Source organism: Salinicola sp. LHM, assembly GCF_034479735.1.
GTDB lineage: Bacteria > Pseudomonadota > Gammaproteobacteria > Pseudomonadales > Halomonadaceae > Salinicola > Salinicola salarius.
This window is the reverse complement of sequence record NZ_CP140261.1, coordinates 220,793-238,451: the sequence shown is the minus strand read 5'-3', so window position 1 is coordinate 238,451 and position 17,659 is coordinate 220,793. Positions and strand designations below refer to the sequence as shown.

Here is a 17,659-nt window from a genome sequence, read left to right as displayed (position 1 = left end):
CGAACGTGGATGCCATGGACGACGTTCGATCGATGGCCGTCAGGAATCGACTGGCATTGGCCGGCGGCATCAATCGTCGTCTTCGCGCTTGCGGCGCTGCTTTCGGTTACGCCGATAACGTCGCACCAGCGCCAGCCAGGCCGCGGTCGCCAGCATCAGCGCCAGCGTCACCCCCTGCCAGGGCCTGGCACCGTCTCCCATCACCGTTTCCAGGGTGATGATCAGAATGAATCCGATCGCCTGGCTGGCGATCGCGATCCGACGCAGACCGTCTCTTGGCCCTGCCCCCGCCATAATCTCTCCTCGTAAGGTGCTTCGCGCCCGTATCCGAGTCCGCGACGCCCGGACCCACGCCGAGGCAGTGTAACGCCAATGCCGGAACACGCCGAACCGTTCAGTGCTTAAGGCCGCACGCGGTTTACGCTAGAATGCGTCGCCCATTCGATCCGTTCCCGCAGCGTACACACGACCGAGGCACCATGAGCGACTTCTCTCCCGGCCAGCGTTGGATCAGCGACGGCGAAACCGAGCTTGGACTCGGCACCATTCTCACCGTCGATGCACGCAGCGTCACCGTGCTGTTCACCGCCAGTCAGGAAACCCGTACCTACAGCGCCCGTCAGGCACCGCTGACCCGCGTGGTGTTCGGCCCCGGTGATCGCATCGACACCGCCGACGGCGACCAGTTGACCGTCGAGCGTATCGAAGAACGCGATGGCTGCGTGATCTACCACGGCCAGACCGATGACGGCGAATCCGTGTCGCTCAGCGAAGCCAGGCTCTCCGACAACATGCGCTTCCATCAGGCACAGGATCGTCTGCTGACCGGCCAGGTCGACCGCAACGACTGGTTCCAGTTGCGCTATCGCTCGCTGCATCACCACCAGCGCATCGCCCGTAGCCCCGCACTGGGCCTGGCCGGGCCGCGCATCGATCTGATTCCGCACCAGCTCTATATCGCCGACGAAGTCTCCCGGCGCCATGCCCCGCGCGTTCTGCTGGCCGACGAAGTCGGCCTGGGCAAGACCATCGAGGCCGGGCTGATCCTGCATCGCCTGCTGCTGACCGGGCGCGCCAGCCGGGCGCTGATTCTGGTGCCAGCCAGCCTGACCCACCAATGGCTGATCGAATTGCTGCGCCGTTTCTCGCTCTCGGTCACGCTGCTGGACGAAGCCCAGAGCGAAGCGTTCGACGAGGACAACCCCTTCGACAGCGGCCAGTGCATCCTGGCCAGCCAGGAGTGGCTGTTCGCCAACCCGCATCGTCAGCGTCAGGCCGAGAGCGCCGAGTGGGATCTGCTGATCGTCGACGAGGCGCACCATCTCGACTGGACGCCACAGGCAGAAGGCCCGGGTTATGCCTGCATCGAACGCCTGTCGAAGCATATCGCCGGTCTCCTGCTGCTGACCGCGACACCGGAGCAGATGGGTCTGGAGAGCCACTTCGCCCGGCTGCGCCTGCTCGACCCCGACCGCTATCACGATCTCGAACGCTTCCGGGAAGAAGAAGCCAGCTATACCGCCGTGGCCGAAGCGATCGAAGCACTCGAGCGGCTGCCGGGCGATGCCGCCGAACGCGACCGTCTCGGCGCCATCATCGATGACGGCGACAGCCGCGCGCTGCTCGACACCCTGCTAGACGCCGAAAGCGACGAGGCCCAGCGCGACAGCGCCCGCCGCCAGCTGCGCGAACAGCTGCTGGATCGCCACGGCACCGGCCGGGTCATGTTCCGCAACAGCCGCCGTCATGTCGGCGGCTTTCCCGAGCGCCACCTGCACGTTGCCTCGCTGGCGATGCCGACGGCCTACCAGGATCAGTTCGAGGAGCTCAGACAGGGCAACGATCACTTCGCCGCCCGCCTGACCGCCGCGGACCTGAGCACGCACGACGCCCGCCTCTATCCCGAGGCGGCCTATCGCGCCCTGCACGATGCCGCGATCCAGCATGACACGCCCTGGTGGCGTTTCGATCCCCGCGTCGAGTGGTTGATGGGCCAGCTCGAGGCACTGGGCAACCAGCAGAAGGTGCTGGTGATCGCCCACTGGCGCCAGACCGCCGTGGACCTGGCCGAGGCGCTGCGCGTGCGCGCCGGTATCCAGGCGCCGGTCTTCCACGAAGAGATGAGCCTGGTCGAACGCGACCGTGCAGCTGCCGCCTTTGCCGATGACGATGGCGGCTGCCAGGTACTGATCTGCTCGGAAATCGGCTCCGAAGGGCGCAACTTCCAGTTCTGTCATCATCTGGTGATGTTCGATCTGCCCTGGCACCCCGATCTGCTCGAGCAGCGCATCGGGCGACTCGATCGTATCGGCCAGCTGCACCCGATCGATATCCACGTGCCGGTGATCGAGAAAAGCCCCACCGCGACGCTGCTGCGCTGGTATCACGATGGCCTCGCCGCGTTCGAGGCACCGCACGCGGCGGGCGGCGACGTCCTCGAGGCTTTCGGCGATGCGCTGCGTGAAAGTCTCGATGACGACTATCGCGATGACGGCTCTCTCGATGACGACTCTCTCGATGAAAACAGCGGCCTTGATTCGCTGATCGCAGAGACCCGCACCTTCAACGACGCTCGTCTGGCCGAGCGCGAAGCGGGCCGCAATCGTCTGCTGGAGTGGAACGCCTGCCGCCCCGAGCGGGCGGATGCCGTGATCAGCGCGATCGTGGAGCAGGACAACGACAGCGCCCTGCCCCGCTACGTCGATCAGGCGCTGGACATCTTCGGCGTCGATAGCCGGGATCTCGGCAACGGTCAGATGCATCTCACGCCCGGCTCGCACATGATCGACAGCCTGCCGGGGCTGGCCCAGGGCGACGAGGGGTTCACCGTGACCTACTCGCGCACCCAGGCGCTGGCGCGTGACGATATCCAGCGTCTCTCCTGGGAGCATCCGCTGGTGACCACGGTGATGGAGCGCATTCTCGACTCCAGCCTGGGCAACACCGCCCTCGCCCTGCTCAAGCATCCCAACATTCCCGGCGGCCGGCTGATGCTGGAGCTGATCTTCCGCACGCACTGCCCGGCGCCCAAGCGGCTGCAACTGGGCCGCTTCCTGCCGGATACCGGCATTCGCGTGCTGCTCGACGAGAGCGGCGCCAACCTGTCGGACAAGGTCACCTTCAGCGGGCTCTCCCGCAACCTGCAGCGAGTCAAGAAAGGCGTCGCGCGCGAGCTGCTGAAATCCCGGCATGACGCGTTGCGCGAGCTGCTGAAGAAGGGCGAGCAGGAGGCCCAGCGCGAATTGCCGTCGCTGGTCGAACGCGCTCAGCAGGAGATGCGGGAGACGCTCGATCTGGAGCTGTCGCGTCTCAAGGCCCTTGCCCAGCACAACGGCGCTATTCGCGACGACGAGCTGCAGGCCCTGAAAGACGAACGCCGCGCCCTCGATACCGCCATCGAAAGCGCGTCGCTGCGCCTCGACGCGGTGCGCGTGATCGTCACCGTCGACAAGGATGCACGCTAGTTCGCCAGCGCATCGAGGATCCGCGTCCGCGGCAAGCCGCGGGCGCTCTCAATGCGACACGATTGCCGCCAGGGCGTCGTCCAGCGTCGGATAGCGAAAGGTGAAGCCGGCCTCCTGGAAGCGCCTGGGACGCATGCAAGCGCCGGTCAGAAGCAGGCGCGACATCTCCCCCAGTCCGAGTTTCAGCAGCGGCGCGGGCACGAACAGCGCCGCCGGCCGATGCAGGTGTCGTCCCAGCGCCCTGGTGAACTCGGCATTGGTCACCGGTTGCGGCGCGGAGCCGTTGAACGGGCCGCTGAGCATGGTTTTCTCGAGCAGAAACTCGATCATGGCGACCAGATCCTCCCGATGAATCCACGGCATGTACTGGCGCCCATCCCCCAGGCGACCGCCCAGCCCCAGCTTGAACGCCGGCATCATCTTGGCCAGGGTGCCGCCGCCGGCATCCAGCACCAGCCCGGTACGCAGACAGGCCACCCTTACCCCGAAAGCTTCGGCCTTGAGCGCCTCCGCCTCCCAGGCCTGGCACAGGCGGTGGGCGAATTCGTCGTGGGGTGGCGTCTCCTCGGTCACGTCACGATCGCCCTGATCGCCGTAGTAGCCCATGGCCGAGCCGGAGACGAGCACTTCCGGCGGCTGTTCCCGCCGCGCCAGCTCCTCGCATAGCGCGACGACGTCGCGTGTCGCGTGGCGGCGCGATTCGACCAGCCGGGTCTTCTGCGGGTCGCTCCAGCGACGGTCGGCAATCGGTTCTCCGGCCAGATTGACGATGGCCTCCGGTAGAGACGATGCAAAATCCATGGCATCGTCACCGATGCGCACGCTCTGCGGCAACTGCCGGCGAGCCCGTTCCGGGTCGCGAGAGATCACCATGACGTCGTGGCCGGCCGCCAGAGCCCGCTTGACCAGTCGACGTCCGACGAATCCCGTACCGCCCGTGATCAATAGACGCATGATGGATGCTCCAAGTTATACGGATATTGTACAATGCGTTGAGTCTGGCCATCCGACGGCGAGCCGTCCCAGCGCGTCCTTTCCATGGTCGCGTGACAACTCGACTTCGCCCCCGGCATTCAACCCCTTTTCAGGGAGCAGCATGACACAGTCCGCCATGATTCTGCTGGCCCACCACGGTTCCAGCGATGCTCGCTGGCGTGCCCCGTTCGAAACGCTGGAGCAGAACCTGCAGCCTAGCGTCGGCAAGCCCGTTGTTCTCGCTTTCACGGAGTTGAGCGAGCCTTCACTCGAGCCCCGGGTGGCCGAACTGACAGCGCAAGGCATCTCGCGGATAGAGATCCTGCCGCTGTTCTTCGCGGCGGGCCGGCACCTGCGGGAAGACGTTCCCGGCCAGCTCGAGGAGATCGCTCGGCAACATCCGGTTTCGCTGCACCTGCTGGATCCCGTCGGCCAGCACCCGGCTTTCGTCGACGCTCTCGCCAGTATCGTCGAATCGCAGGCCCAGGCTCAGCAAGGCTATCCAGATATTGGATGAATTGCGTATTACATGAATTTCGTATTACATGAACTGTGTATTACATAAATATTGTACAAGGCGCTTGAAACGTACAATATATTCGCCCATCCTTGAACCATCGAGATGGCAATACGTATCTCGTCACGACTCGTCGAAGTCATCGCTTTCCAGCGATCGTTGCCGAACCGAGGTGACGTCGACAAGGCATCAGGGCACTATTTGCAGGTTACACCGGTGCGAACCGCACCAAATGCCACAACCGATGCCCTGACACTTTCGAAGCTCGTAGCGATGACTCGCAACATTGACATGAACTACCCCATTCGACGAGACGGCGCACGCAGAGACCTCGCAGGAGGACTTGCATGACTTACAAGGCAATGGATTCCAGTGCCGCGCCGCTCTACCCGATTCGTGAAGTATCGCGACTCACTGGAGTCAACTCCGTCACACTGCGCGCCTGGGAGCGCCGCTACGGCCTGATCCGCCCCCAGCGCACGCCAAAGGGGCATCGGCTCTACGGCCGTGACGACATCGAGCGCGTCGAGCGCATTCTGCAGTGGCTCAACCGGGGCGTCCCGGTCAGTCAGGTGCGGAAACTTCTGGATCAGCCGGAAGTGGTCGAGACGCCAGCACCCCAGATGGGAGACTGGGCCAGCCAGCGCCAGCACCTGATCCATGCCGTGGAGTCTCTCGACACGGGCCGGCTGGAAATGCTGTTCAACCAGAGCCTGTCGCTGTATCCGGTCAGCCTGTGTATCGCGGAGCTCTGGCAGCCCGTCATCTCGCAGCTGGAAGAACGCTGGGGCGACCAGTTCGGCGCCACGCTCCAACGCCGGGTGCTGGAGACCTTCCTGCGTACGCGGATCGGCACCCGGATCTACCACGCCAACCAGTTGAGCAATGCGGGCGAGATATTGATCGCTCGCTTGCCGGACGACAGCAGCGGTTTCTGGGCACTGTTGATGGGCCTGGCCGCTTCCGCCGCGGGCTATCGCGTCCAGCTGATCGATGGCGACCTGCCGTTGAGCGAGTTTCCGCTGGCCGTCGAGCGTCTCGGCGCCAAAGCGCTGCTGCTCGCCAGCAGTCACGCCGAGCGCAGCGATGTCATTCGCCGCCAGTTGCCGCGGCTTGCCGAACAGTCCCAGGCACCGGTATGCCTGGTCGGGCCCGTCGCCCGTATCCGGGCCAGCGATTTCGAGAACACCTCGGTCGCCGTGCTGGGAGAGGACATGAGCCAGGCGTTGAGCCGAATGCGGGCGACGATCGAAGCCGGCAGTTGAACCGGTCTTGACCACGGTTGACCGGTCTTGACCACGGCTGACCGGTCTTGAACATGGTTGACCGGTCTTGGACATGGCCGGACCGGCCTGGATAGGGATGCACGGCGCGAGCGTCAGGCCCGCCGGACAGCGCAACAGGGTGAATAGCCCGCGACGCAGGGACGCGTCGCCCAGTCATCGGTAACAGGGACGTGTCTATGTCGCCCACGCAACTCGTCTGGTTTCGCAACGATCTGAGAACGCTCGACCACTCCGCATTGAGCGCAGCCGCCAGCAAGGGTCCGGTGATCGGCATCTATCTCGCCTGCCGTCACCAGTGGTGCAGCCACGATCATGGCGCCAACAAGATCTCGTTTCTGCATCGTGGCGTCATCGCACTGCAGGAGGCGCTGGCCGAAATCGGTATCCCGCTGCTCTACCGCGATATCGATGACTTTGGCGCGGCGCCCGAGACACTGCTGGAGGCGGCCAGGCGTTATGAGGCGCAAGCGCTGCATTTCAACCGGGAGTACCCGCTGGATGAGCGGGAGCGTGACGCCAGGGTCTCCGAGGCGTTCGCCCGCGTGGGGCTCGCGGCTCATGCCTACACCGATGCCATTGCCTTCGAGCCGGGCGAGTTGCTGACGGGCCAGGGCGAGTACTACAAGGTCTTCACCCCGTTTGCCAAGGCCTGGCATCAGCGCGTCGGCGCAGACCAGCTGGCGTTGCGTGAGACGCCTCCACGCCAGGCCCGGCTGGAGATTTCCAGCGACCCGATTCCCGAGCTACCCGAGCGGGACCGCTCCGCCGTGGTCTTCTCCGGCTCCGCCAGCACAGAGGATTCGTCCTGGCCGGCAGGTCAGGAGGCCGCCGCCGACCGACTGTCCCGCTTCCTGCAACGGCGGGCGCGCCGTTACAAGGATGATCGCGACTTCCCGGCCATCGCCGGCACCAGCGAACTCTCCGCCTACCTTTCGGCCGGGATGATTTCCCACAGACAGTGCCTGCAGGCCGTGATGGCCAACAATGGCGGCCATCTCGGCGATGGCGACGCCGGTCTGACGAGCTGGGTCAACGAGCTGATCTGGCGCGAGTTCTACCAGCACATTGCCGTCGGCTTTCCCCGCGTCTGTCGCCATCGCCCGTTCAAGCTCGCAACCGACAGGTTGAGCTGGCGCCACAGCGACAAGGATTTCGACGCGTGGTGCGAAGGACGCACCGGATTCCCGCTCGTCGACGCCGCCATGCGCCAGTTGGTCGCGACCGGCTGGATGCACAACCGGCTACGCATGGTGACGGCCATGTTCCTGAGCAAGCATCTGCTGCTCGACTGGCGCCGCGGCGAAGCCTTCTTCATGCAGCATCTGGTGGATGGCGATTTCGCGTCGAACAACGGCGGCTGGCAGTGGGCAGCCTCGACCGGCACCGATGCCGCCCCCTACTTCCGGATATTCAACCCGACCACCCAGTCCCGGCGTTTCGACCCGGATGCCGAATTCATCGCCCGCTGGCTGCCGGAGCTCGCCGGCCTGCCGGCCAAATCCTGCCATCAGCCCAATGCGGAGCAGCGCCGTCAAACGGGCTATCCGCCAGCGATCGTCGACCATGGACGCGCCAGAGCGCGGGCCCTGGAGGCATTCAAGAATCTGGGTTGATGCCGGTCTCGCTCATGCCCACAGGAGTCCACCACGCGGTCGACGCCTTGCCGAAGAGGGCAAGACATGCACGCTTTCGCGGCACGACGCGAGCGGCAGCTTCAGGTCTGGGCGCTTGCCACCGCCTCGCGCAGCCGACTTTCCACTTCGTCGGCCGGCTGGGGCCGAGCATAGAGATAACCCTGTACGTGGCGGCATCCTCTGGCCAGCAGGAAGTCCCGCTGCTCGGCGGTTTCCACGCCTTCGGCAATCACATCCATGTGCAACCCCTGCGCCATTGCCAGTACCGCCGAGGTGATCGCGGCGTCGGCATGATCGTGGGGCAACGCCCGGATGAACTCCCGATCCAGTTTCAGTTTGTCGATCGGCAGACGCTTGAGATAAGCCATCGACGAATAGCCCGTGCCGAAATCGTCGATCGCGATCTGCAGACCTTCCTGCCGCAGCGCCTCCAGACGTGACGAGATATCGCCGGCACGCTCGTCGATCAAGACCGATTCGGTCAACTCCAGGCCGAGCAGTTGGGCCGGCACTCGATACTGTGCCAGGGTCGAGATCAGATGGGACTCCAGATCGCCCTGGATCAGTTGCAGCGCCGAGAGATTGACCCAGATGGGCACCACTTCCAGCCCCAGCCCTCGCCAGGTGGCCAGTTGCGCCACGGCCTGGTCGATGACCCAGCCTCCCAGCGCCGGCATCAGGCCATAGCGTTCCGCCAGCGGAATGAACTCGCTCGGCAGGATCAGGCCATGCTCGGGGTGATGCCAGCGCAGCAATGCTTCCATCCCCACCATTTTGCCATCGTCCAGCCGGTGCTGAGTCTGGTAATGGATTTCCAGCTGCGATCCATGGGCCAGTGCCTGGCGTAGTTCGTTGAGAATGGTCAGATGGCGGTCGGTTTCGACTTCCAGGGAAGGACGAAAGCGTCGATCATGATTGCTGCCGTGGCGTTTGGCGCTGTAAAGCGCGGATTCGAGCCGCTGGAACAGCACGTTGGGGTCGGTGCCATCTTCCGGCGCCCGGCAGCTGCCGATGGTCAACCCCAGATGCAGCGGCTTCTCCTCGATCTCGAACGGCTCGCTCAGCTGCTCGCGCAGGCTCGCGACCCATTGCTCATGGTCGTCGAATGTCGTGGTGCGGATGACCATGAATTCGTCACCGCCCAGCCGTCCGACGACACCACCGACGATGTGATCGGCCAGGCGCTGGCCAAAGCGTGACAGCAGGCGGTCTCCGTTCTCGACGCCCAGGTTATCGTTGATCGCCTTGAAGGCATCGATATCGATCAGCGCCAGGTCCAGCCCTTCTCCGGCGCGCAGATGCTGCAAGCGAGACGCCAGCAGGTCGTGCAGACGTCGCCGATTGGGCAAGCCGGTCAGCGGATCCTCGAACCCGATACGACTCAGATCCTGCTCTCGTGCCTTGTGCCGGCTGATATCGGTGAACAGCCCCACATAATGGGAAACCCGGCCCTTGTGATCCTGAAAGGCCTGAACCCGCAGCCATTCGGGGAACTGGTCGCCGTACTTGCGCTGGTTCCAGACTTCGCCTTCCCAGCGGCCAGTGCTTTTCAGCGTTTTCCAGTAGAGGTCGTAGAACGCCTTGTCGTGACGCCCCGACGACAGTACGGAGGGATCATGGCCCCGGATTTCCTCCAGCGTGTAGCCGGTGATCTGAGTGAAGGCGGGATTGACGGCCACGATACGATTGGCAGTATTGGTAATGATCACGCCATCCTGTGAAAGCTCGAGAGCGTGCTCGCTGAGGCGGCGACGTTGATGTTCGAGCCGGATCTGGCGCCAGCCATCGAGCATGCCGATGATCACTACCGCCAGCGCTGCCAGCCTCAGCCCCAGTATGGGCAGCACGCTGGCGGCAGCCAGAGCCGCCAGGGCCAACCAGACCAGCGGTCGATTCAGCGTAAAGAAAGGCCACATAGATTGTCGTTTGTCGTCGTCATCGTTTGACTGGCGGCTATTGCAGAGCCTCCCATTTCCGCCCGCATCATGCCCCGGGGGCATTCGCCAGGGCAAGCTTCACTCCGATCATTGCGCCATAGGTAGCACAAGACTAGGCTTTGGCTGGCGTGCAATCAGCGCGCGCAGCCATTAGACTGGCCGCGCCTTGCAGACGACGAGGCAAACTCTATTTTCGATTCTCGGAACGATCCAGTGACCAGACAGCACTCTTTCAGCCAAGACGATCTGCTGAAATGCAGCCGGGGGGAACTGTTCGGCCCCGGTAACGCCCAACTGCCCGCTCCCAACATGCTGATGCTCGACCGCATCACGCAGATCAACGAGGAAGGCGGCAAATACCAGAAGGGCGAAATCATCGCCGAGCTGGATATCCATCCGGACCTGTGGTTCTTCCAGTGTCATTTTCCTGGCGACCCGGTGATGCCCGGCTGCCTCGGCCTGGATGCCATGTGGCAGCTGGTCGGCTTCCACCTCGGCTGGCTGGGCAACCCCGGCCGCGGCCGCGCCCTGGGCTGTGGCGAGGTCAAGTTCTCCGGGCAGATCCTGCCGAGCGCGGGCCAGGTTACGTACCATATCGAGATCAAGCGTGTGATCACCCGGCGCCTGGTGCTGGGCATCGCCGATGGCACGCTGTCGGTCGACGGTCAGGCCATCTACGAGGCCAAGGACTTGCGTGTCGGCCTGTTCACCAATACTGAGAAATTCTGAGCGGGAGGCTTCCATGAAACGAGTGGTAGTCACCGGCCTGGGCATCGTTTCCTGCCTGGGCAACGACGCCCAACAGGTGCTCGACTCTCTGCGCCAGGGGCGCTCCGGCATTCGCTTCAAGCCGGAATATGCCGAACTTGGCTTTCGCAGCCAGGTTGCCGGTGTCGTCGATATCGACATCGAATCTCTGGTCGATCGCAAGCAATTGCGCTTCATGGGCGATGCAGCCGCCTACGCCTATATCGCCATGCAGCAGGCGGTCGACGATGCCGGGCTCGAGGCCAGCGACATTTCCAACCCGCGTACCGGCCTGATCGCAGGCTCCGGCGGTGCCTCCAGCGCCAATCAGGTCGAAGCCGCCGACGTGATGCGGGAAAAAGGCCTGCGCCGTGTCGGCCCGTACCGCGTGACCCGTACCATGGGCAGCACGGTCTCGGCCTGCCTGTCGACGCCGTTCAAGATCAAGGGCGTCAACTACTCGATCTCCTCTGCCTGCGCCACCTCGGCCCACTGCATCGGCAGTGCCGTGGAACAGATCCAGATGGGCAAGCAGGACGTGGTCTTCGCCGGTGGCGGCGAGGAAGAGCACTGGACGCTGTCCTGCCTGTTCGACGCCATGGGCGCGCTGACCACTCACTACAACGACACGCCGGAGAAGGCTTCGCGCCCCTACGACGTGGATCGTGACGGCTTCATCATCGCCGGTGGCGGCGGCATGCTGGTGATCGAAGAGCTCGAACACGCCAAGGCTCGCGGCGCCAAGATCTACGCCGAGATCACGGGCTACGGCGCGACGTCCGACGGGCACGACATGGTCGCCCCTTCCGGCGAAGGCGCGGCACGCTGCATGCGCCAGGCGCTCGCAGGACTGGAAGGCAAGGTCGACTACATCAATACCCACGGCACCTCGACGCCGGTAGGCGACGTGGCCGAACTCAAGGCCATCCGTGAGGTATTCGGCGACACCACGCCGGCAATGAGCTCGACCAAGTCGCTGACGGGCCACTCGCTGGGCGCGACCGGCGTACAGGAAGCGATCTACTCGCTGCTGATGATGCAGAACCGGTTCATCTGCGCATCGGCCAACATCGATACGCTCGACGAGCAGGCCAACGGTTTCGACATCGTTCGCCAGCGTCGTGACGATGTCGACGTCAAGCGCGTGCTGTCCAACAGCTTCGGCTTCGGTGGCACCAACGCCTGTCTGGTACTGGATCGCTTCGAAAGCTGATCGCTGGCGTCATCGTCGCCAATGCAAAAGGCGCCCCGCGGGGCGCCTTTTTTTGGCTCGCTTTCCATCCATCCCAGCGAATCGGGTCAGGACGGCAGCTCCGTTGGCGGTGCTTTCTCCGGCAGCGGTGGACGTGGCACTTCGGATATCTCGTCGAGGGTGCGCTCGATCCAGGCTTCCAGCTCCGCCATCACCTCTTCGGGGCTGCGGCCGACAGTCTCGATCGGCTCGCCCACGACCACATTGAGCACGCCAGGCTGCTTGACCCAATGACGGCCCCAGCGCTCGCCGGCATTGTGAGCGACGGGCAGCACCGGAACGCCGGTACGACACGCGATCACCGCACCGCTCTTGTTGAAGCGACGTCGCTGTCCCGGCGGTACGCGCGTCCCTTCGGGGAAGATCAGTACCGACAACCCTTCTTCCAGACGCTGCTTGCCATGAGAAAGCACCTGGCGCATGGCGGCCGACGGCTTCGAGCGATCCAGCGGGATCGGCCGCAGTAGACGCACCCCCCAGCCGAATAGCGGAATCTCGAGCAGTTCCTTCTTGAGCACGGTGCAGATCGGTGTCTTGAGCAGCTGCAGATAAACCGTTTCCCATTCGCTCTGATGATTGGCCAGTACCACGCAGGGCCCCTCGGGAACCCGCTCACGGCCACGAATGTGGTAGCGAATGCCGCAGGTCAAGGAGAGCCATCTGATGATGAAACGGTTATGCCAATTGAACAGACGGAACCGCGAGCGGGTCGGCAGGGCGAAACCGATGGGCAACATCAGCAGGCCGGAGACGAGGATCGCCAGGAAATAACCGATATAGAAGATCACACTACGAAAGGCTTTCATGCGCGGGACGTTTCCCTTTTGCGACTGTCTCGGCTGCCGTTTTCGGCCTCATCACGATCGGGATAGTGCTGCTGGCACCAGGCATCCAGCATCAGCCCCAGCTCCACCCGCCAGGACTTCTGATGAATACCGAAGAAATCGAGCAGCCGACGACAGTTGAGCACGCGTCGCAGCGGCGTGTCGTGGTGTTGATTGAGCGCCAGCAACTCACCCGGCGCCGGTGAGGCCCCGACGCCTTCGAGGCGTGTCGCCAGCTGCGTCCGGACCACAGAGCAGAAAGTGAACACGCTGACGGGTTCCGTGCCGCAGAGATGATAGGTGCCCCAGGCGCCGGCACCGCTATCGAGCTGCAGCAGCACGCCCGTCAGCGCGCGCGCGACGGCTGTCACCGATGTCGGGCAGAGCACCAGATCCTGGGCCGCACGCACCGACTCGCCGCGCATCAGCGATTCGATCAGTTCGCTCAACCAGGCCCCTTCGCCTTCGAGCCCGAACAGCGGCCCCAGGCGCAGGATCAGATGCTGGGGATGACGGCGCACGTGCTCGCCGACCGAGATCAGTCGGCGCAACGCCTCATCCCGCGGCCGTGGCAGAACGTCCTCGTCGATCGGGCCTTCCGCCCCATCCTCGTAGAGCGTGTCCGAGACGCACCAGATCAGCGGAATCCGGCGAGCCTGGCACGCTTCGAGCAGCGCTTCGACCTGACTGGCGTGGGCATAGACCACCGCCGGTTCGCAGCGACCAGGATCCGCCAGCGGCGGAACGATCACGGCATCCGGACCGATCGTGGCCAGCACATCGGCATCCACCAGCTCCGGTGCCGGCAAATATTCGATGTCGCTACGCTGCACAGCCACATCGCGCAGCGCCAGACTCAGACAGTGCTCTGCTTGCAACACCAGACACTTCACGATGGCACCTCGACACGTATCATCGCTTTGGAATCCTTACTCATTGGGAGAATCATATTTCCATTGTCGGTACCGGCACTATGATAATGACAGCCGCGACAACGGAAGCACTGATAATCAGGGTATCGATAGTGACAGACATTGATATTGACGGACATCGATACCGGTACACTTCGCTAGTCCATGGAGGGTCATCATGAACAAGGACGTCACTGTGGCATGGGAGGTCGGCGCCGAACTCGGCGAAGGCCCCATCTGGTCCGATAGCCTTCAGGCTCTGCTGTTCGTCGACATCCGGCAAGCCAGGCTGCATGCCTACCATCCCGACAATGGCGAGCGCCAGAGCTGGGATCTCGAAGAAGCCTGCTGCTGGCTGCTGCCCCGCGAGGACGGCGGCTTCGTTGCCGGCTTGCATTCCGGCGTGGCTGAACTCGACCTCAATGCCGATGGCCCTCGTATCGGCAAGAGACTCACACCCATCAAATGGCTGCCGGACGGCGATCGCCTCAATGATGCCAACAGCGATGCCCACGGCCGGCTGTGGTTCGGCTCCATGGATAATGCCGAAGCCGAGATTCACGGCTTCCTGTTCCGCCTCGATAGCCGCGGGCTGGTCGAGATGGACAGCGAATACCACGTGACCAACGGACCCGCCATCAGCCCCGACGGTCGCACACTTTATCACAACGACAGTGCGCGCCAGATCGTCTTCGCCTTCGATCTCGACGAAGACGGCGAGCTGTCGAACCGCCGCGAGCATATTCGCCTGCCGGAGGGCGCCGGCTATCCGGATGGCATGACCTGCGATCGCGAAGGCGGGTTATGGATCGCCCTGTGGGATGGCGGCCGCATTGCCCGTTATCACGCCGATGGCTCGCTCGATCGCGAAGTCACGCTCCCGGTTTCCCGCCCTACCTCCTGCATCTTCGGCGGCGATGCGCTGGATCGTCTCTTCGTCACTTCGGCAGCCACAGGATGCGACGACGAACCACTGGCCGGTGCGCTGTTCGAGGTCGATGTCGAGATCGGCGGCCTCGCGACCACGCCTGTGGTCATGCCCAACGACTCGACGCTCTGAGCCGGCCGTCACGCCACGCTCGGTTTCGCCAGCACCCGCCGGTAGAAGCCGAAGCACACGGCAACGAACACAATCAGCCCCAGCCATCGGGCGGTGTCGGCGAAGCCGTCGCCGACCAGCGCCAACGGTGCCGGTACTCCACTCAACCCAATGATACCGGCCATCAGCACGCCCACCAGGCTCTCGCCGACGATCATGCCGGAGGCGAGCAACACGCCGCGCTGGCGAGGCCGCGCCGAGGCGCGCTCGATGTCTTCGCCGCGTGCCAGTGCACGGGCGCGCAGACGGCGATCTATCGCCCAGGCGAGAACAGCACCGATCACCAGCGGCATGTTGACGCTCGGCGGCAGATAGATGCCGATGCCCACGGCCAGTACCGGCAATCGCGCTATCCCACCACGCTTGCGCAGCCACTCGTCGACGGCGATCAGCACGACACCGATGGCCAGACCGATGAGGATCATCGTCCACTCCAGATCGTGGGAGAACACCCCGCGCACGATGGCGGTCATCAGCGATGCCTGCGGCGCTGCCAGCGCCTGGGACGGATCCATGCCGTCTTTCGGCATTGCCCCCACGAATCCATAGGCGTTGTAGAGCAGCGACAGCACTGGCGGAATCACCGCCGCGCCCACCAGGCAGCCGATGATCAGTGCCGCCTGCTGCCGCCAGGGGGTGGCACCGACCAGATATCCCGTCTTGAGATCCTGCAGGTTGTCGTTGGAGATTGCGGCCACGGCAAGAATGACGGAGGTCACGAACAGTGCCAACGCGGTAGGCAGCATTCGCGCGACCTCGGGATCCAGCGCATCGAAGGCGTCGCTGACAGCGGTAAAACCGAGCAGCAGCAGCGATACCAGAATCACCGCCACGATGCCGATCCCTGAAATCGGACTGCTCGAAGAGCCCACCAGACCCGCCATGTAACCGCAGGCTGCCGCGATCAGAAAGCCGAACACGCCGGCGAACAGCACACTGCCCAGCGTCAGCGTCCAGAACGCACCGTCGGCCAACTCCGGTGCCGCATCATGCAGAAAGATCGCGAATACCGCGGTCAGCAGCAGTAATAGCAAGCCGGTGAGTGGCATGATGATCGCCGCCGGCAGGTCACGTTCGGTGCGCGGCTGTTCGCTGAAGTCACCATGATCCCCTCGCATCGCCCCGAACGACGTACGAATGCCGATCACCATTGGCTTGAACAGCGTTGCCAGGGTCCACACCGCCGCGATGCCGATGGTGCCGGCGCCGATGAAACGCACCTTGTCCGACCATAGCGCCATACCGGCATCGGCCAACGACTGCCCGGCTTCCGGTGGGGTGATACTGGTCAGCCAGGGCACCGCGACGCCCCAGGCGATCAGCGTACCGATCAGTATCGCCACGCCACCCACGATCCCGACCAGATAGCCTGCACCGACCAGCGCCAGCGAAAATCCGGTAGAGAGCTGAAATGCCGCGCGTCCGGCCGAGAACCAGACGCTGACGCTGTCCGCCAATATCCGCAGTCCGCCACTGGCGATCGAAAACACTGCCGCAACGATGCCACCCAGCAGGATGTCTCGAGCTCCCGGCCCCTCATCGTCCACGACGTCATGGTGATCGCCATCTTCGGCGCTACGCTCCGCCTTTTGAGGCCGCGAATCGCGGCTACCGACTTCGAGGATCTCGGCCGCGGCGATGCCTTCGGGATAGGGAAGATCACTCTGCACCACCATCACCCGGCGCAGCGGAATCGTGTAGAGCACCCCGAGGATGCCGCCGATGGCGCAGATCGCCGTGGTTTGCCAGAACGGAAACCCTTGCCAGTAGCCGATCATCAGCAGGCCCGGCAATACGAAGATGATCGCCGACAGCGTTCCCGCCGCGGAGGCCTGGGTCTGGACCATGTTGTTCTCGAGCTTGTTGGCACCGGCCACACGTCGCAACACCGCCATCGAGATCACCGCAGCAGGAATCGCCGAGGCAAATGTCAGCCCGACCTTGAGGCCGAGATAGACGTTCGATGCAGTAAACAACAGCGTAATGATGGCACCGAGAATGATGCCTCGCAGCGTCAACTCGGGAAGACGAGCTTCATCTGGAATGCGTTGTGGCATGACGACACTCTTGGTATAGGGAACGACGTGAAACAGCACGCCTGTCGCGGCGGGATGACATCACGGCATGGAACCTTACGGCATGGAACCTTACGGCATGGAACCTTACGGCATGGAACCGTCGCGGTATGGAATGGAGAACACAGGCAAATCGTTAGATGACTATCGATAGCGATCGGTATTCTAGGGTCCCCCGGGGCTGGCGTCGAGGCCGGCCGACCACGAAACCCGGAAGAGCTGCCTGCGAATCCAGGGAGGCGGCCGCCCTTCCGACAAAAACGGAAACGCCCCGCTTGGCGGGGCGTTGATGACGGACGGCAATTGTCCGCCACATCTGGCTGGAATGTCCGTCAGAACGGGATTTCGTCGTCGAAATCGTCGAAGCTGCCCGGATTGGGAGCGCCGTAGTTGGGGTTCTGGTTGGGCTGTGGCGCCGGCTGCCCCTGCTGCGGTGGACGCTGTTGCGGCTGCCCTGACTGCGGCGGGCGCTGCTGTGGCTGCGGATTGCCGCCATAGTTGCCCTGCTGCGCCTGCTGACCGTAACTATCCTGCGGCGCGCCGCCGTACTGCCCCTGGGGCTGCGCATAGTCACCGCCGCCGCCTCGGGAATCCAGCATCTGCATGTCGTTGCCGACGATTTCGGTCGAATAGCGATCCTGACCGTCCTGCCCCTGCCATTTACGGGTCTGCAGCCGGCCTTCGATATAGATACGCGACCCTTTCTTCACGTACTGCTGGGCGATTTCCGCCAGCTTGTTGAACAGCACCACGGTGTGCCATTCCGTGCGTTCCTGGCGCTGGCCGCTCTGACGGTCGGTCCAGCTATCGGTCGTGGCGATGCGCAGGTTGCACACCGGATTCCCCGAAGGCAGAAAGCGGACTTCCGGATCCTGTCCCAGGTTGCCGATCAGGATGACTTTGTTTACACCTCTGGCCATCGTTGTCTCCTCGCATTC

14 protein-coding genes are annotated in these 17,659 nt (G+C 63.8%); 7 read left to right on the top strand and 7 right to left on the bottom strand.

The features are described 5' to 3' along the window. Positions 1–69: 69 nt before the first annotated feature. Positions 70–294, bottom strand: a complete 225-nt coding sequence (locus R5R73_RS01130; protein WP_322528514.1) for a hypothetical protein — start codon at positions 292–294, stop codon at positions 70–72. 185 nt (positions 295–479) lie between these two features. On the opposite strand from R5R73_RS01130, the gene rapA reads away from it, so the two are divergent. Next, positions 480–3,464: an RNA polymerase-associated protein RapA gene (gene rapA / locus R5R73_RS01125; RefSeq protein ID WP_322528513.1), complete on the top strand. Its 2,985-nt coding sequence runs from the start codon at positions 480–482 to the stop codon at positions 3,462–3,464. 48 nt (positions 3,465–3,512) lie between these two features. On the opposite strand, the gene R5R73_RS01120 is transcribed toward rapA, so the two are convergent. Further along, positions 3,513–4,418 carry a TIGR01777 family oxidoreductase gene (locus tag R5R73_RS01120; protein ID WP_322528512.1) on the bottom strand — a complete coding sequence of 302 codons (906 nt, stop codon included), beginning with the start codon at positions 4,416–4,418 and terminating at the stop codon, positions 3,513–3,515. A gap of 142 nt (positions 4,419–4,560) precedes the next feature. Between R5R73_RS01120 and R5R73_RS01115 the strand changes: the two genes are divergently transcribed. The 3 genes from R5R73_RS01115 (at position 4,561) to phrB (ending at position 7,855) form a co-directional block, all read left to right on the top strand. Then, positions 4,561–4,956 carry a CbiX/SirB N-terminal domain-containing protein gene (locus R5R73_RS01115; protein WP_322528511.1) on the top strand — a complete coding sequence of 132 codons (396 nt, stop codon included), beginning with the start codon at positions 4,561–4,563 and terminating at the stop codon, positions 4,954–4,956. Between the two features lie 347 nt (positions 4,957–5,303). Continuing rightward, positions 5,304–6,221: a MerR family transcriptional regulator gene (locus R5R73_RS01110; RefSeq protein ID WP_322528510.1), complete on the top strand. Its 918-nt coding sequence runs from the start codon at positions 5,304–5,306 to the stop codon at positions 6,219–6,221. 197 nt (positions 6,222–6,418) lie between these two features. Continuing rightward, positions 6,419–7,855: a deoxyribodipyrimidine photo-lyase gene (gene phrB / locus R5R73_RS01105; RefSeq protein WP_322528509.1), complete on the top strand. Its 1,437-nt coding sequence runs from the start codon at positions 6,419–6,421 to the stop codon at positions 7,853–7,855. Positions 7,856–7,956: 101 nt separating this feature from the next. On the opposite strand, the gene R5R73_RS01100 is transcribed toward phrB, so the two are convergent. Further along, the gene (locus R5R73_RS01100; protein WP_322528508.1) at positions 7,957–9,792 is read right to left on the bottom strand and encodes a putative bifunctional diguanylate cyclase/phosphodiesterase; all 1,836 of its coding nucleotides are present in this window, start codon (positions 9,790–9,792) and stop codon (positions 7,957–7,959) included. A gap of 234 nt (positions 9,793–10,026) precedes the next feature. On the opposite strand from R5R73_RS01100, the gene fabA reads away from it, so the two are divergent. Together fabA and fabB are read left to right on the top strand one after the other, a co-directional pair. Beyond that, entirely contained in the window at positions 10,027–10,542 is a 516-nt protein-coding gene (gene fabA, locus R5R73_RS01095; protein ID WP_303856118.1) for a 3-hydroxyacyl-[acyl-carrier-protein] dehydratase FabA, read from the top strand. Between the two features lie 13 nt (positions 10,543–10,555). After that, positions 10,556–11,773: a beta-ketoacyl-ACP synthase I gene (gene fabB / locus R5R73_RS01090; RefSeq protein ID WP_322528507.1), complete on the top strand. Its 1,218-nt coding sequence runs from the start codon at positions 10,556–10,558 to the stop codon at positions 11,771–11,773. Between the two features lie 86 nt (positions 11,774–11,859). On the opposite strand, the gene R5R73_RS01085 is transcribed toward fabB, so the two are convergent. Further along, a complete protein-coding gene (locus R5R73_RS01085; protein ID WP_322528506.1) occupies positions 11,860–12,618 on the bottom strand; it encodes a lysophospholipid acyltransferase family protein in 759 nt (252 codons plus the stop codon). Next, positions 12,615–13,529, bottom strand: a complete 915-nt coding sequence (locus R5R73_RS01080; protein ID WP_322528505.1) for a sugar nucleotide-binding protein — start codon at positions 13,527–13,529, stop codon at positions 12,615–12,617. Before R5R73_RS01080 ends, R5R73_RS01085 begins: the two co-directional genes overlap by 4 nt. A 196-nt stretch (positions 13,530–13,725) precedes the next feature. Between R5R73_RS01080 and R5R73_RS01075 the strand changes: the two genes are divergently transcribed. Continuing rightward, positions 13,726–14,607 carry an SMP-30/gluconolactonase/LRE family protein gene (locus tag R5R73_RS01075; protein ID WP_322528504.1) on the top strand — a complete coding sequence of 294 codons (882 nt, stop codon included), beginning with the start codon at positions 13,726–13,728 and terminating at the stop codon, positions 14,605–14,607. Between the two features lie 8 nt (positions 14,608–14,615). On the opposite strand, the gene R5R73_RS01070 is transcribed toward R5R73_RS01075, so the two are convergent. Together R5R73_RS01070 and R5R73_RS01065 are read right to left on the bottom strand one after the other, a co-directional pair. Then, positions 14,616–16,703 carry an OPT family oligopeptide transporter gene (locus tag R5R73_RS01070; protein ID WP_322528503.1) on the bottom strand — a complete coding sequence of 696 codons (2,088 nt, stop codon included), beginning with the start codon at positions 16,701–16,703 and terminating at the stop codon, positions 14,616–14,618. Positions 16,704–17,053: 350 nt separating this feature from the next. Then, positions 17,054–17,641: a single-stranded DNA-binding protein gene (locus R5R73_RS01065; protein ID WP_322528502.1), complete on the bottom strand. Its 588-nt coding sequence runs from the start codon at positions 17,639–17,641 to the stop codon at positions 17,054–17,056. Between the last annotated feature and the right edge of the window lie 18 nt (positions 17,642–17,659).